General features: G+C 69.2%; 14 protein-coding genes and 1 pseudogene. 13 read left to right on the top strand and 2 right to left on the bottom strand.

Annotation, left to right across the window (positions count from 1 at the left end; all coding sequences use genetic code 11):
- The 3 genes and pseudogenes from DJ73_RS00230 to DJ73_RS00220 form a co-directional block, all read left to right on the top strand.
- Positions 1-426 (top strand): annotated as a pseudogene (locus tag DJ73_RS00230) (ABC transporter ATP-binding protein); the annotation flags it as partial.
- Positions 423-1,136 (top strand): energy-coupling factor transporter transmembrane protein EcfT, encoded by a 714-nt coding sequence (locus tag DJ73_RS00225; RefSeq protein ID WP_094524880.1) that lies wholly within the window; start codon positions 423-425, stop codon positions 1,134-1,136. The pseudogene DJ73_RS00230 and the gene DJ73_RS00225, both read left to right, overlap by 4 nt.
- 123 nt (positions 1,137-1,259) lie before the next feature.
- Positions 1,260-3,455: a (Fe-S)-binding protein gene (locus tag DJ73_RS00220; protein ID WP_094557028.1), complete on the top strand. Its 2,196-nt coding sequence runs from the start codon at positions 1,260-1,262 to the stop codon at positions 3,453-3,455.
- A gap of 13 nt (positions 3,456-3,468) precedes the next feature.
- Here the strand turns inward: DJ73_RS00220 and DJ73_RS00215 are convergent, their stop codons facing one another.
- Entirely contained in the window at positions 3,469-3,798 is a 330-nt protein-coding gene (locus DJ73_RS00215) for a hypothetical protein (RefSeq protein WP_094524878.1), read from the bottom strand.
- Between the two features lie 179 nt (positions 3,799-3,977).
- On the opposite strand from DJ73_RS00215, the gene DJ73_RS00210 reads away from it, so the two are divergent.
- The 8 genes from DJ73_RS00210 to DJ73_RS00175 all read left to right on the top strand — a co-directional run bounded on the left by DJ73_RS00210 (position 3,978) and on the right by DJ73_RS00175 (position 11,576).
- Complete coding sequence (locus tag DJ73_RS00210; protein WP_094557027.1) at positions 3,978-5,045, top strand: PstS family phosphate ABC transporter substrate-binding protein; 1,068 nt, start codon at positions 3,978-3,980, stop codon at positions 5,043-5,045.
- Between the two features lie 57 nt (positions 5,046-5,102).
- Positions 5,103-6,077, top strand: coding sequence for a phosphate ABC transporter permease subunit PstC (gene pstC / locus DJ73_RS00205; RefSeq protein ID WP_094524876.1), 975 nt, complete (start codon positions 5,103-5,105; stop codon positions 6,075-6,077).
- Complete coding sequence (pstA, locus tag DJ73_RS00200) at positions 6,077-7,855, top strand: phosphate ABC transporter permease PstA (RefSeq protein WP_094524875.1); 1,779 nt, start codon at positions 6,077-6,079, stop codon at positions 7,853-7,855. The genes pstC and pstA overlap by 1 nt, the downstream gene beginning before the upstream one ends.
- 1 nt (position 7,856) lies before the next feature.
- Positions 7,857-8,711, top strand: coding sequence for a phosphate ABC transporter ATP-binding protein PstB (pstB, locus tag DJ73_RS00195; RefSeq protein ID WP_094524874.1), 855 nt, complete (start codon positions 7,857-7,859; stop codon positions 8,709-8,711).
- A complete protein-coding gene (gene phoU, locus DJ73_RS00190; RefSeq protein WP_094524873.1) occupies positions 8,712-9,410 on the top strand; it encodes a phosphate signaling complex protein PhoU in 699 nt (232 codons plus the stop codon).
- 57 nt (positions 9,411-9,467) lie between these two features.
- Positions 9,468-9,926 carry an ArsC family transcriptional regulator gene (locus DJ73_RS00185; protein WP_094524872.1) on the top strand — a complete coding sequence of 153 codons (459 nt, stop codon included), beginning with the start codon at positions 9,468-9,470 and terminating at the stop codon, positions 9,924-9,926.
- A 69-nt stretch (positions 9,927-9,995) separates the two neighbouring features.
- Complete coding sequence (locus tag DJ73_RS00180) at positions 9,996-11,048, top strand: sodium:calcium antiporter (protein ID WP_094524871.1); 1,053 nt, start codon at positions 9,996-9,998, stop codon at positions 11,046-11,048.
- Positions 11,049-11,183: 135 nt separating this feature from the next.
- Positions 11,184-11,576 (top strand): hypothetical protein, encoded by a 393-nt coding sequence (locus DJ73_RS00175; RefSeq protein WP_094524870.1) that lies wholly within the window; start codon positions 11,184-11,186, stop codon positions 11,574-11,576.
- 56 nt (positions 11,577-11,632) lie between these two features.
- Here DJ73_RS00175 and DJ73_RS00170 read toward each other — a convergent pair whose 3' ends face one another.
- Positions 11,633-12,532, bottom strand: coding sequence for a VOC family protein (locus DJ73_RS00170; RefSeq protein WP_094524869.1), 900 nt, complete (start codon positions 12,530-12,532; stop codon positions 11,633-11,635).
- A gap of 173 nt (positions 12,533-12,705) precedes the next feature.
- Between DJ73_RS00170 and DJ73_RS00165 the strand changes: the two genes are divergently transcribed.
- Entirely contained in the window at positions 12,706-13,125 is a 420-nt protein-coding gene (locus DJ73_RS00165) for a cobalamin B12-binding domain-containing protein (RefSeq protein ID WP_094524868.1), read from the top strand.
- Positions 13,126-14,233, top strand: a 1,108-nt coding sequence (meaB, locus tag DJ73_RS00160) for a methylmalonyl Co-A mutase-associated GTPase MeaB (RefSeq protein WP_141212879.1), incomplete at its 3' end; no start/stop codon positions are given.

Raw genomic sequence — 14,233 nt, 5'->3', positions numbered from 1 at the left:
GGCGATCGCGACGCGCTCGCGCTCGCCGCCCGACAGCGACGCGATCCGGTCGTCCTCGCGCCCGGCCATGTTGACGGCGTCGAGCGCGTCGCGATCGCCGGCGCGCTGGCGATGGAGCCGGACCACCTCGTACTCGACGAGCCGTTCACGGGCCTCGACGAGCCCGCGAGGCGGTCGGTCGTCGACCGGCTCCGCGCGCTCCGCCGGGCGGGGACCGGCGTCGTCGTCGTCACCCACGACCTGCGGGACGTGTTCGGGATCGCCGACCGCGTGGTCGGGCTGGCCGACGGGCGGGTCGCGGTCGACGCGCCGCCGGCGGAGGCGGCCGCGGCGCTCCCCGGGCTCGACGTGCGCGTCCCGGCGGCCGAGGCCGGCGAGAGCGGTGACCGCGGGGCGACCGACCGCGCGGTCGATACCGGCCGGTGACCCTCGCGTACGTCCCGGACGACGCGCTCGCACACCGGCTGGACCCCCGGTCGAAGCTGCTCGTGCAACTCGGGTTCGCGGCCGCGGCCTTCGCGCACACGACGCCGCGCGGCCTCGCGGCGCTGTCGGTCGTCGCCGTCGGCTGCCTGCGGCTCGCGGGGGGCGGCCCCCGCGACCTGTGGGCGTATCGGTTCGCGCTCCCGTTCCTCCTCGTCGCCCCGGTCGTCGCGGGCGCGACGCTCGGCGCCCCCTGGTTCCGGATCGGCCGCGCGGTCGACACGGGACTGGCGAGCTACCGGGTCCTGCTCGTGCTTTTCATCGCCGCCGCCTACGTCCGGTCGACGCCGGTCCGGGACTCCCGGGCGGCGATCCAGCACACGGTCCCCGGCAGGCCCGGGCAGCTGCTGGCGGCGGGCGTCGCGCTCGTGTTCCGGTTCCTCCCGGTCCTGAAACGCGACCTGCTGACCGCGCGCGACGCGATGCGGGCGCGCCTCGGCGACGAGCTGGCTGTCCGCGACCGGATGCGGATCGTCGCCGCCGCCGGGATCAACCGCGCGTTCGGCCGCGCCGACCGGCTGGGGACCGCCCTCGCGGCCCGGTGTTTCGCGTGGAATCCGACGCTCCCGCGGCTGGCGTTCGGCCGGGCGGACGCGGTCGCGCTGGCGGTCGCCTGCGCCCTGTTCGCGGCCGCGCTGGTCGGCGCGCTCTGAGTCCGGAACGACGCATTCAGACCGCGGTTCGAGGCCGGAGCGGCGCACTCCGACCGCGTCCAATTGGCCCCCCGGCCCCGCGGTGTGGCAAGTTTTAACCGGACCGTATCCGCCTGATCGATCATGACTCCGCTGCAGGCGGCCACCCGGGAGACGTTCTGGACGATCGGCCCGGTGGGGAAAGCCGCGTTCTACTGGCTCGCCGCGGTCGCGATCCTGGTGTTCCTGTACGGCGTGTACGCCCGGTTCGCGGCGTACGCCCGCGGGAGCGCGGACCCCCGCGAACGGCTGTCGGACCTCCCGTCGCGGATCGTCTCCGCGACCCGGACCGTGCTCTCGAACGAGAACCAGTTCGACGGGGACGCGTACACCGGCGTGATGCACGCGTTCGTGCTGTGGGGCTTCCTCACTCTGCTCGTCGCGACGACGATCCTCGGGTTCGACATCGACGTCTACCGCCCGATCGCGGGCGAGTCGTTCTGGGTGGGCGACTTCTACCTCGCCTACCAGTTCGTCGTCGACGCGTTCGGCCTGCTGTTCGTCGTCGGCGTCGGCATGGCCATGTACCGGCGCTACAGCGAGCGCGACGGGCGGCTGTGGGGGAAACACACCTCGTTCGAGGACGACGCGTTCGTCTGGACCCTCTTCCTGCTCGGCGTCGGCGGCTTCGTCGTGCAGGCGCTGGGCATCGTCGGCCAGCCGGCGCGGGCCGACGAGACGGTGAGCTTCATCGGGATGGCGATGGCCGCCGGATTCCAGTGGGTCGGGCTGACGCCCGCGGGCGCCGAGGCGATCTACGGCGTCGTCTGGTGGAGCCACTCGCTGCTGGCGTTCGCGTTCATCGCGTGGATCCCGTACGCGAAGCCGTTCCACATGATCTCCTCGTTCGCGAACGTCGTCGCCCGCGACGAGAGGGCGGGGGCGCGGCTCCCGAACGTCCCCGCGGACCTCGATCACACCAACGCGGAGTCGATCGAGGACTTCACCTGGAAGGAGCTGATGGACGGCGACGCCTGCACGAAGTGCGGCCGGTGTACCGACGCCTGTCCGGCCGACGCGGTCGGTCGGAACCTGGACCCGCGGGACGTGATCCTCGACCTGAAGGCGTACCGCGAGTCGGTGACGGACGATCCGGTCGCGGGGGCGGGCGGCGGCGGGTCGGTCGCGACCGACGGCGGCGTGGCCGGTTCCGCCGCCGTCGTTGACGGCGGCGCCGTCCCCATCGTCGCCGACGAGGGCGGCGTGATCGACAGCGAGTCGATGGAGTCCTGCATGTCCTGTATGGCCTGCATGGACGCCTGCCCGGTCGACATCGAACACCTCACCTCGTTCACCAAGATGAATCGCCAGCTCGTCGACGAGGGGGCCGTGGACTCGAACCTCCAAGACGTGTTCCAAGACGTGATGCAGAAGGGGAACACCTTCGGCGAGTCGCAGTCGGCCCGCGGCGACTGGGCGGACGAACTGGAGGACGTCGAGGTCCCGGACGCCCGCGAACGCGAGGTGGAGTACCTCTGGTACGTCGGCGACTACCCGAGCTTCGACGACCGGAACAAGAAGGTCGCCCGCGCGCTCGCCCGGCTGTTCGACGAGGCCGGCGTCGAGTTCGGCATCCTCTTCGACGACGAGAAGAACGACGGCAACGACGTGCGCCGGATCGGCGAGGAGTTCCTCTACCTCGAACTGGCCGGCCACCACGTCGAGACGTTCGCCGACTGCGAGTTCGACTCGATCGTCTGCACGGACCCGCACTCGTACAACACGATCAAAAACGAGTACCCCGAGGTCGACTTCGCCGAGTTCGCCGACGACCCGATGATGCCGTTCGACCGCGAGGAGCCGTGGAACGCCGACGGCGCGGTCGACGTGCGTCACTGGACGCAGGTGGTGGAGGAGCTGGTCGACGAGGGGCGGCTCGGCCTCGCGGGCGACGAGCTCGGCTACACCGTCACCTACCACGACCCCTGCCACCTCGGCCGGTACAACGACGAGTACGAGGCGCCCCGCGAGCTGATCCGCGCGACCGGCGCCGACCTCTACGAGATGCCGCGCTCGCGGAGCGACTCGTTCTGCTGCGGCGGCGGCGGGGGCGGGCTCTGGACCGAACACGACGAGGATGTGAAGCCGAGCGAGGAGCGGCTCCGCGAGGCGGTCGAAGACACCGACGCGGGCGGCGCGATCGAGAAGTTCGTCGTCGCCTGTCCGATGTGCACGACGATGTTCGAGGACGGCAGGAAGACGGGCGACTTCGAGGACGACGTGGAGATCGTCGACGTCGCGGAGCTGCTGATCGAGGCGGTGGAGTCCGGGCCGAAGTGAAAAGCGAAACCCGTCAGGCGCCGCGGCCGCCGTCCCGCGGGCTCGATCGCGGCCGGGACTCGACCGCGTCGTCGACCCGCCGCAACACCGCCCGCCCCGGGGCGCGGTCGCGCACGGGCGCGTCGCCGAGGTAGTCGATCAGCGCGTCGCGGAGGAGCTCGGCGCCCTCGGAGGCGAGCGCGCGGTCCCGTTCGATGCGCCGGATCGGGCGGCACTGCGCGGGGGCGTCGTCGCCGGCGTCGACCGCGGCCGCGCCCGCGTCGAGCAGGGCGGCGTGCGCGACCCACGCCTCCTCGCGGGAGAGCGAAAGTCGGATCCGGTCCCCGTTCGTCGGAGGGGTCATCGTCCCGGTCTTCGCACGGAGGGGCATAAAAATACGCCCTGATGGGCAGTGGAGCTCCGACCGCCGCGAGAGCGGATCGATTTCGATCTATATAGCGTATATAGTTAACCCTACCAGTACCCTCCGGACAGTACTCCTCATAGCATACTATTTATGTCGACGACGTTCTCAATCAGATGATGGCATCAAGGCACGATGCGGACGCAAACGGCATCACGCGGCGGAAATCGCTTGCGGCGCTCGCCGGGGCGGGAGCGCTGGCGCTCGCGGGATGTACCGAAACCGAAGGGGGCGACGGAGGCTCCGGAGACGGTTCGGACGGCTCCGACGGTTCGGACGGCTCCGACGGTTCGGACGGCTCCGACGGTTCGGACGGCTCGGACACCCTGTCGGGCTCGATCAACATCGCCGGTTCCTCGACCGTCTTCCCGCTGATGAGCGCAGTCGCCGAGGACTTCGCCGAGGACAACCCGGAGGTTTCGATCGACATCAGCTCGACGGGCTCGGGCGGCGGATTCGCGAACTTCTTCTGCGTCGGCGAGACCGATTTCAACAACGCGAGCCGGCCGATCAAAGAGGAAGAACAGGAGCTGTGCGAGGAGAACGGCGTCGAGTGGGTCGAGCTGATCGCCGCGACCGACGCGCTCACCGTCGTGATCAACAACGAGAACGACTGGGCGACGGAGATGACCGTCGACGAGCTTTCGCAGATCTGGCAGTCCGACGCCGCCGAGATGTGGAGCGACGTGCGCGACGAGTGGCCCGACGAGGAGATCGAGCGGTTCGGCGCCGCCGACACCTCGGGGACGTACGATTACTTCATCGAGAACGTCATGGGCGAGGACGGCCACACCGATGACTACCAGGCGACCGAGCAGGACAACACGATCGCAGCGGGGGTCGAGGGCACCCGGTACGGGATCGGCTACTTCGGCTTCGCGTACTGGTTCCAGAACCAGGACCAGATCACGCCGGTCGCCATCGACAACGGCGACGGTCCGGTCAAGCCGAGCCTCGAGACCGCGTCCTCCGGCGAGTACCAGCCGCTCTCGCGGCCGCTGTTCACGTACCCGTCGATGGAGGCGCTCGGCAAGGAGCACGTCGCGGAGTTCGCCCGCTACTTCGTTAGCCAGACGACCAACGAAGAGCTCGTCGCCGGCGACGTCGGGTACGTCCCCGCGACCGAGGAGACGCAGGAAGAACAGATGCAGAAACTCGAAGACGCGATCGAGCAGGCGCAGGGCTGAAACCCGCGTCATGAACCGGTGTATTGATTTACGACAGCGTTCGAACTCCGACCGTCCGTGACAGATAGCACCGAGAGTCCGGATCTACAGCGACGGAGCGGGCTCACACGACTGAAGGAGGGAACCTACGGCGGGTTCTTCGCCGCGTGCGCGGTGATCACATTGCTCACGACGGTCGCCATCATCGCGACCCTGCTGTCGGACGCGCTGGTGTTTTTCGCCGAGGTACCGATCCGCGAGTTCCTCTTCAGCACCAGCTGGAGCCCGAACCCGCGCGGGGGCGGTCAAACGTTCGGTATCGTCGCGCTGGTCATTGGAACGCTCACGGTGACGATCACGGCCGCGTTCGTCGCGCTTCCGGTCGGAACGCTGACCGCGATATATCTCAGCGAGTACGCGACGTCGAGCGCGCGCTCAATACTGAAACCGCTGTTGGAGATCCTCGCCGGTATTCCGACGGTCGTGTACGGCTACTTCGCGCTGGTGTACATCACCCCGGCACTGAAAGCGACGCTGTTCCCGGAGATGAGCACCTTCAACGCGTTGTCGGCGTCACTGATGGTCGGGATCATGACGATCCCGATGGTGTCATCGATCTCGGAGGACGCGATGAGCGCCGTACCGGACGACTTGCGGCAGGCCGGCTACGGTCTCGGGGCGACGAAGTTCGAGGTGTCGACCGGGATCGTGGTCCCGGCCTCCATCTCGGGGATCGCCTCCTCGTACATCCTCGCGGTGTCCCGCGCCATCGGCGAGACGATGATCGTCGTCGTCGCGATGGGCGCGCAGGCGCGGATGCCGGCCGTCAGGGAAACGCTTCTCGGGATTCCGTACATCAATCCCACCGACGTCCTCTTGGATTCCGGGATGACAATCACCGTCGCGATGGTGCAGATCGCCGGCGGCGACCTGACGGGCGGGACGATCCCGTACGACGCGATGTTCGCGCTCGGACTCACGCTGTTCGTGGTGACCCTCGTGATGAACGTACTGAGTGATCTTATCGCGGAACGGTACCGGGAGGAGTACTGATGGCGACCGACACCGACACCGGTCGTGTCGAGGAGTTCGGCGAGGTGAGCCGCGTCCGGGGGATCGCCTTCGAGTACCTCTCGCTCGGGGCGAGCGTGCTCGGGATCTTCGCGCTCGCGGTGCTGCTCATCTACGTCACGATCGACGCCTTTGATCTAGCGAACGCGAACCCGCTGTGGCTGTTGACGTACTTCCTCACGCTCGTCGTGCCGTTCCTCGGATTCTGCCTGTACAGCGCGCGTGACCGGACGCTGACTCGTCGGGCCGTCACCGTGGCCGGCGGCGGCCTCGTCGCCGTCGCCGTGGCCTTCACGCTCGTCGAGACGTTCGTCGGCCAGGTTCCGCGGCTCAATTGGCAGCTCACGTACCTCTTCGTCGTTATCATCCCGCTCACCGGATACCTCGTCTACATGGGAGCCCGCGGCCGACCCGGATCGGTCGGCTTCGGGATGGTCGGACGGCTGATCGGCGGCACCGCGATCGGGCTGGCGTTCAGCGTCCTCTTTCTGGTGTTCGACGAGCGGCTGTGGTTCCTCGCGTACACGCTCGGGATCGTTCCGGCGCTGCTCGCGTACGCGTACGGTCGCCTCCAAGACACGCCGGCCGCCGTGACGGCCGCTCTTCCGATAAGTATCCTCGGGATGGTGCTCGCCGTGTTCGTCCGAGAAGTGCTCCGGACGTATCCGACGACGGCGTTCATATACCTCTGGACGCTGGCGATCCCGATCGCGGCGGCCGGCGCCGTCGTGGTGAACGGCCGTGGAAGCCGGACGGCGGCGCTGACCGCGGGAGGCGTTCCGCTCGCGCTCGCGACCGCGGTCGGACTGTTCGGACGGGCCGCGGGACTCGGCGTCGGCGGGCCGAACGCGTTGTTGGTCATCGCCGTGACGGGCGTGCCGGTCGCCGCGTACCTCCATCGCGTGTTCGACGTCGGCGAGGGGGTGTCGGGACTGGGGCTTCCAGTCCTGCTCGTCGCCGGCGCGCTTGCCGGAGCGTTCCTCGTCGAACTGTTCGGGATCCCGACGCCGAGCCCGTGGGTCAGCGAGACGTTCCTCACGGAGGCGCCGTCGCGAACCGCCACCGAGGCGGGGCTGTACCCGGCGATCGTCGGCTCGGTGATCATCATCGCGATGGTCGCGGTGCTCTCGTTCGCCCTCGGGGTCGCGACGTCGGTGTTCCTAGAGGAATACACCGCGGACACCGGGGTCGTCGGCGCGCTGACGCGGCTGCTTCAGATCAACATCGCGAATCTGGCGGCGGTCCCGTCCGTCGTGTACGGGCTGCTCGGGCTGGGGCTGTTCGCGAACCTCCTCGGATTTGGGTTCGGGACCGCGGTAACCGTGTCGCTGACGCTGTCACTGCTCATTCTCCCGATCACGATCATCTCCGCGCAGGAGGCGATCCGGTCGGTGCCGGACGACCTGCGCCGGGGATCGGACGCGATGGGGGCGACCCGCTGGCAGACGACGAAGAACGTCGTCCTCCCCGAGGCGTTCCCCGGGATCCTCACCGGGACGATCCTCGCGCTCGGGCGAGCGATCGGCGAGACCGCGCCGCTCATCATGGTCGGTGCGGCGACGACGGTGTTCAGCGCGCCGAGCAGCCTGTTCAGCAAGTTCAGCGCGATGCCGATGCAGATCTACGCGTGGGCGAATTTCCCGCAGGCGGAGTTCCGGTACGGGGTCGTCGCCGCAGGCGTTATCACGCTGCTGATCATCCTCATCGGTATGAACGGGACGGCGATACTGCTGCGGAACCGCGCGGAGCGGGGGAGCTAACATGAGTAACACAGAATCCGAGACGCAGACCGAGACCGAGACGAGCGACTCGCTCATCACCACCGACGTAGAGACCGGATCGAACGAGCAGACAGCGGCGCCCGACCGGACGGCGGTTTCGTCCCACGATCTAGACGTCTACTACGGCGACGAGCAGGCGATCGACGGCGTGTCGATGGAGATCCCTGAGAAGCGGGTGACCGCGCTGATCGGTCCCTCCGGCTGCGGCAAGTCGACGTTCCTCCGGTGTATCAACCGGATGAACGATATGATCGAGGTGTGCCGGGTCGAGGGTGACATCACGTTCGGCGGAAAGAACGTGTACGACGCCGACGTCGACCCCGTCGCCCTGCGCCGGAAGATCGGGATGGTGTTCCAAGAGCCGAATCCGTTCCCGAAGTCCATCCGCGACAACGTCGCGTACGGGCTGAAGATCCAGGGGTTCGACGGCGACGTCGACGCCCGCGTCGAGGAGTCGCTGAAGTCGGCCGCGCTCTGGGACGAGGTGAAGGACAAACTCGACTCGTCGGGACTCGACCTCTCCGGCGGGCAACAACAGCGGCTCTGTATCGCCCGCGCCATCGCGCCCGACCCGGAGGTCATCCTGATGGACGAGCCGACCTCGGCGTTAGACCCCATCGCGGCCTCGAAGATCGAGGACCTCATCGACGACCTCGCGGAGGAGTACACCGTCATCATCGTCACGCACAACATGCAGCAGGCGGCGCGCATCTCCGACCGGACCGCGGTGTTCCTCACGGGCGGGCGGCTGGTCGAGTACGACGACACGACGAAGATCTTCGAGGACCCCGAAGAGCAGCGCGTCGAGGACTACATCACGGGAAAGTTCGGATAGATGCCCCGAGAGAACTACCAGGAGAAACTCGAGCAGCTCCGGGCCGACGTGGTCGCGATGGGCGAACTGGTCCTCGACCGGTACGAGACCGCCCTCCGCGCGGCCGAGACGGGCGACGACGACCTCGCCGACGAGGTGATCGGCACCGACCACGTGGTCAACGCCCGGTACCTCGAACTGGAAGAGGAGTGCACGGAACTCCTCGCGCTCCAGCAGCCCGTGGCGGGGGACCTCCGGCTGGTGACGGCCTCGTTCAAGATCATCACCGACCTCGAACGGATCGGCGACCTGGCGACCAACATCGCCGCGTACGGCGGCGACGACGGCGGGATCCACCCGGCCGTCGACTTTCGCGGGCTCGGCGACGCGGCCGGCGACATGGTCGCCGACGCGATCGCGGCCTACGAGGCGTCCGATCCCGACGCCTGCCGAGAGATCGACGTCCGCGACGACGACCTCGACGAGCGGTGTCGGCGGGCCAGCGAGGCGGTCGTCCGCGAGCTCCTCGAGGCGGACCGCGCCCGCGCCGCCGCGAACGGGACCGCGGAGCCGGAGCCCGATCACCTGGCCGACGCGCTCGACGACGTCTCCCGCGCCCTGCTGGCGATCCGCGACCTCGAACGCGTCGGCGACCACGCCGTCAACATCGCCGCGCGGTCGCTGTTCATGATCGAGAGCGACGACGAACTGATCTACTGACCGGCAAACCGTACGCGAACCGAAACGGGCGACGAGAAGCGGCTCACCACGCCACCCATGACAACCACAGACACCGCAGACGACGGAGCCACCGACGCGACGACCACCCTCACGTTCATGTGCGTTCGCAACGCCGGCCGGAGCCAGATGGCGACCGCCTTCGCGGAGCGCGAGCGCGACCGGCGCGGCCTCGGCGACCGCGTCGAGGTCGTCACGGGCGGCACCGCCCCCGCCGACAGCGTCCACGACGTGGTCATCGAGGCGCTCGCCGAGGTCGGCCTCGAGGTGAACGGTCGGACGCCGCGACACGTGTCCGACGAGACGCTCGCCGCGTCGGACTTCGTCGCCACGATGGGCTGTTCGACACTGGAGCTCGACGGCGTCGACACCGACGACTGGGACCTCGACGACCCGGGCGAGCGCCCGATCGAGGAGGTCCGCGAGATCCGCGACGATATCGAGCGCCGCGTGGTCGCCCTCTTCGACGAGCGGTTCGGCGAGTACGACGGTGAGTAGGGGCTCCGCGTCGAGGCGGCCATTATCGACTCCGGAAGCTCTAATCGACTTCGGACGCACTGACGAGACGTGACTGTACTGCAGGAGCTCATCGGAGACCAGTCGCTCGCCGTCTGGCTCGTGTTGGGCGCGATCGGGTTCCTGCTGACCTGGAAGGGGGCGAACGTCATCGAGTCGACGACCTCGAAGATCAGCGACCACTTCGGCGTCTCGCAGGCGATCCAGGGCGGGCTCATCGTCGCCGCCGCGACGTCGTTCCCCGAGCTCGCGATCATCGTCATCTCGGTGCTCGTGCTCGGCGACTTCGGCGTCGGCGCCGGGGCGCTCATCGGGACGGCGGTGTTCAATATCTTGGTCATCCCGGCCGCTGTCGCGATCACGAGCGGCGACACGACGACGACGCAGGGGATCGTCTACCGCGACGCCATTTTTTATATGGTCGCCGTGCTCGCCCTCTTCGGCGTGATCGCGCTCGGCGTGCTCGGGACCGACGGGCGCGAGCTCGCGCGGATCACGCCGCAGATGGGCGTCGGCCTGCTAGTGTTGTACGGCGTGTACGTCATCTTACTCGCGGGGGGCAAGAGCGGGGCGTCGGACATGAAGCGGGCCGAGTCAACGAACGTCCCCAAACAGGCCGGGCTGTTCGCGGCCGGGCTGGTCATCGTGCTGGTCGGCGTCGAGTCGATGGTCACCATGACGGTACAGATCTCGGACGCGCTCGACGCGCCGTCGTTCCTCATCTCCGTGACGGTGCTGTCGGTGCTGAGCTCGTTCCCCGACCTGCTCGTCGGCGTGAAGATGGGCGAGGCCGGCGACAAGCGGGCGGCGATCGCGAACGTCTTCGGGACCAACACGTTCAATCTCGTCGCGGCGCTGCCGATCGGCGTCATCCTCGCCGGCGGCGTCTCGATCGGCTTCCTCACGTCCGTGCCGCTGCTGTTATTTCTGTTTTATACCACCCTCGTCGTCGTGGTGATGTCCGCGACGGAGTTCGAGATCACTACCGAGGAGGGGTACGTCTTCCTCGCGATGTACGTCGCCTTCCTCGGCTGGATGACGACCGAGGCGCTCGGGATTACCGCGCTGCTGACCGAGGAGACGCTCCGATCGATCGTCACGTGACCGCCCCGTGAGCCGGCCGGCCCGTGAGCCGACGGCCGGCGGGTCCGAACCGTACCGAACGTACATTATCAATATCGACGGATAGAGGCCCTGAAAGCCAACATTTAACGGAACAGAGGCCCTGATTGGCCGTAGATGAACGAGACCTTAGAGCGTCGCATTCGACGTCATAACACGAGCTTCGATCGCGACACCGGACATATCATTCTACCGAGTGAACGCCTCGCCGCCCGCTGGTTCCACGGCGTCGTGGACGCCGCGGAACGGAACGACGACCTGGAACCGCTCGCCGAGCTCCGCATCGGGATCGACTCCGACAGAGACCGACCGACCGTTATCAACGAGCGCGCGGCCGGTGGGGTCCGAGCCGCGCTCCCGCCGGGCAGCGAGACGCTGCGGATCGACGGCTCCGCGGCCCTCGAGCGGTACGGATTCGACGACGACGACGAGGCGACGTTGCGAGCCGATCTCGAGACGCTGACCGACGTGCTGGTCGAGGGTGACGCCGAGCCGGCCCTCGCGTGCTAACGCTCTTCTCGGCGAGCTGATCCCCTCCGTTGCGGGAGCCTGACCGCCGCTCCTCTCTACTCCGTCCGAACGCGAACCTCGATACCGTCGGCATCGGTGACGGTGACCCCTCCACCGCGCTCGTCGACGGCGACATCGACATCGCCGTCGGCCGCGACCGCCTCCAGCCGCTCCCGCACCGCGTCCAGCGCGTCGGCGTCGGGGACGACCACCTCGAACCACGCGAGCCCGAGCCCCGTCGCGGGCGTCGTCCGCCCGCGCCACGTGTTCGCGGCGAGGTGGTGGTGGTAGCCGCCGGCGGCGACGAACCGGACGTCGGGGCCGGTCATGCCGACCTCGAAGCCGAGCCCGTCGACGTACACCGCCTCGAACGCCGACAGCGACGCGGTTTCGAGGTGGACGTGGCCGAGGTCGGTGCCGGGCGGGGCGCGGTCGACGGGCGACGATCCCGCGGAAGCGTCCCCCTCGACCGCCTCCGCGGCCGCGGCGACCCCCTCCAAGTCGAGCGGGTCGGTCGCCATGCGCACCGTCCCGTCGTCGTCGGTGGGCCACTCCTCGCGGGGGCGATCGCGGTAGATCTCCACCCCGTTTCCCTCGGGGTCGTCGAGGTACAGCGCCTCGCTGACGAGGTGGTCGGAGGCGCCGTCAAGGCGCCAGCGCTCCCGCACCCGACCCAGCGCCTCGCCGAGCGCGGCCCGGGAGGGGACCCGGAACGCGGCGTGAAAGAGGCCGGCCTCGGTGCGCCCGCGCTCGGGGCGGTCCGGGTCGCGTCGCAGGACGAGCAGGGGGTCGCCGTCGGCGCCGAGGACGGCCCTGTCGCCGTCGCAGTCGATGACGGCGAGGCCGACGACGTCGCGGTAGAAGGCGGTCGTCTCGTCGAGGTCGGCGACGCGGAGCGCGGCGCGGCCGATCCGCGCGCCGGGCGGGAGGCGGTCCTCGGGGGAAGCGTCGGTCATGCCGCCTCTCAGGGACGCCCGCGCGTTTAACGCGTCGGTCACGGGAGCAGCGGCGGGACCCGCCGGTCGCGGGAGCCGTGAGCGAACTGGGCGACCGACCGCGACCGCCCCAACGACCCGGACTCTCCCGATCGTCCGTTAGAATCAAACGGGCACGCGACGCAGTACCCGATATGAGCGTCGAACAGGAGGAGCGGGCCATTCGGTGTCTGGTCGCGAAGGTCGGACTCGACGGCCACGATCGGGGTGCACACGTGATCGCGCGGGCGTTCCGCGACGCCGGCTTCGAAGTCGTCTACTCCGGGCTCCATCGCGCGCCGGAGGACATCGTACAGGCGGCGGTCCAGGAGGACGTCGACGTGCTCGGCATCTCGATCCTCTCGGGCGCCCACAACACCCTCGTCCCGAAGGTCATCGAGGGGCTCAAGGAGTACGACGCGTTCGAGGACACCCTGATCCTCGTGGGCGGGATCATCCCTGACGACGACGAGACGGAGCTCAAGGAGCTCGGCGTCGCCGAGGTGTTCGGCCCCGGGACGCCGATGGAGGAGACGATCGAGTTCATCCGGAACAACGTGCCGGAGCGGGCGTAGATGGACGGGCCGCAACGTGACGGGTCGGCGGCGGAGCGGACCCCGGAGCTGAGCGACCGCGACGCCGAGCTCGTCGAGGAGCTGCTCGCCGGGAGCCACCGGGCGCTCGCCCGCGTCATCACCCGGATCGAGGACCGCGCCGCGGGCCACCGGGCGATCGTCTCCGCGCTCCACGGGCACACCGGCGGCGCGGACGTGATCGGGATCACGGGCTCGCCCGGCGCCGGGAAGTCGACGCTCGTCGACAAGCTGGCGGCGGCGTACCGCGAGCGCGGGGACACCGTCGGCGTCGTCGCCGTCGACCCCTCCTCGCCGTACACGGGCGGCGCGGTCCTCGGCGACCGGATCCGGATGGGGTCGAACGTCGGCGACATGGACGTGTTCTTCCGGTCGATGAGCGCGCGCGGCCAGCTCGGCGGGCTCTCGATGGCGACCGCGGACGCCGTGAAGGCGCTCGACGCCTTCGGGAAGGACGTCGTGGTCATCGAGACGGTCGGCGCCGGGCAGAACGAGGTCGACGTGGTGCGGACCGCCGACACGGTCGCGGTGCTCGTCCAGCCCGGCTCCGGCGACGACGTGCAGACGCTGAAGGCCGGCATCCTGGAGATCGGCGACGTGTTCGTCGTCAACAAGGCCGACATGGACGGCGCGGAGCGCACCCTCGCCGAGTTGGAGGAGATGGTCCACCGGCGGGAGGGCCCGACGAAGGGGCTCGACACGGGCCATCACGGGTTCGACGCGCCGGAGCACCCGGACGACCCGACCCCCTCGGACGGCGAGGCGGCCTCCGGCGACGCGGCCGACGCGAGCGGCGACGACGCCCCGGGGTGGACCCCCGAGGTGCTCCGGACGGTCGCGAACACGGGCGAGGGCGTCGACGAGCTGATCGCGGCGTTCGACGCCCACGCCGCGCACCTCCGGGAGTCGGGCGAGATCGAGGCGACGAAGCGCCGGCGCTACGCCGAGGAGATCCGGACGCTCGTGCGGTCCGACGTCGGGGCCCTCGCCGCCGAGGAGATCGAGCGCCGCGGCGGGATCGACCGGCTCGCCGAGGCGGTCCGCCGGCGCGAGACCGACCCGTACAGCGTCGCCGCCGAGGTCGTCGCCC

Origin of the sequence: Halorubrum sp. Ea1 (genome assembly GCF_002252965.1) — an archaeon.
GTDB lineage: Archaea > Halobacteriota > Halobacteria > Halobacteriales > Haloferacaceae > Halorubrum.
The sequence above is the reverse complement of the archived record's forward strand: the minus strand, read 5'-3'. Positions and strand labels throughout refer to the sequence as shown.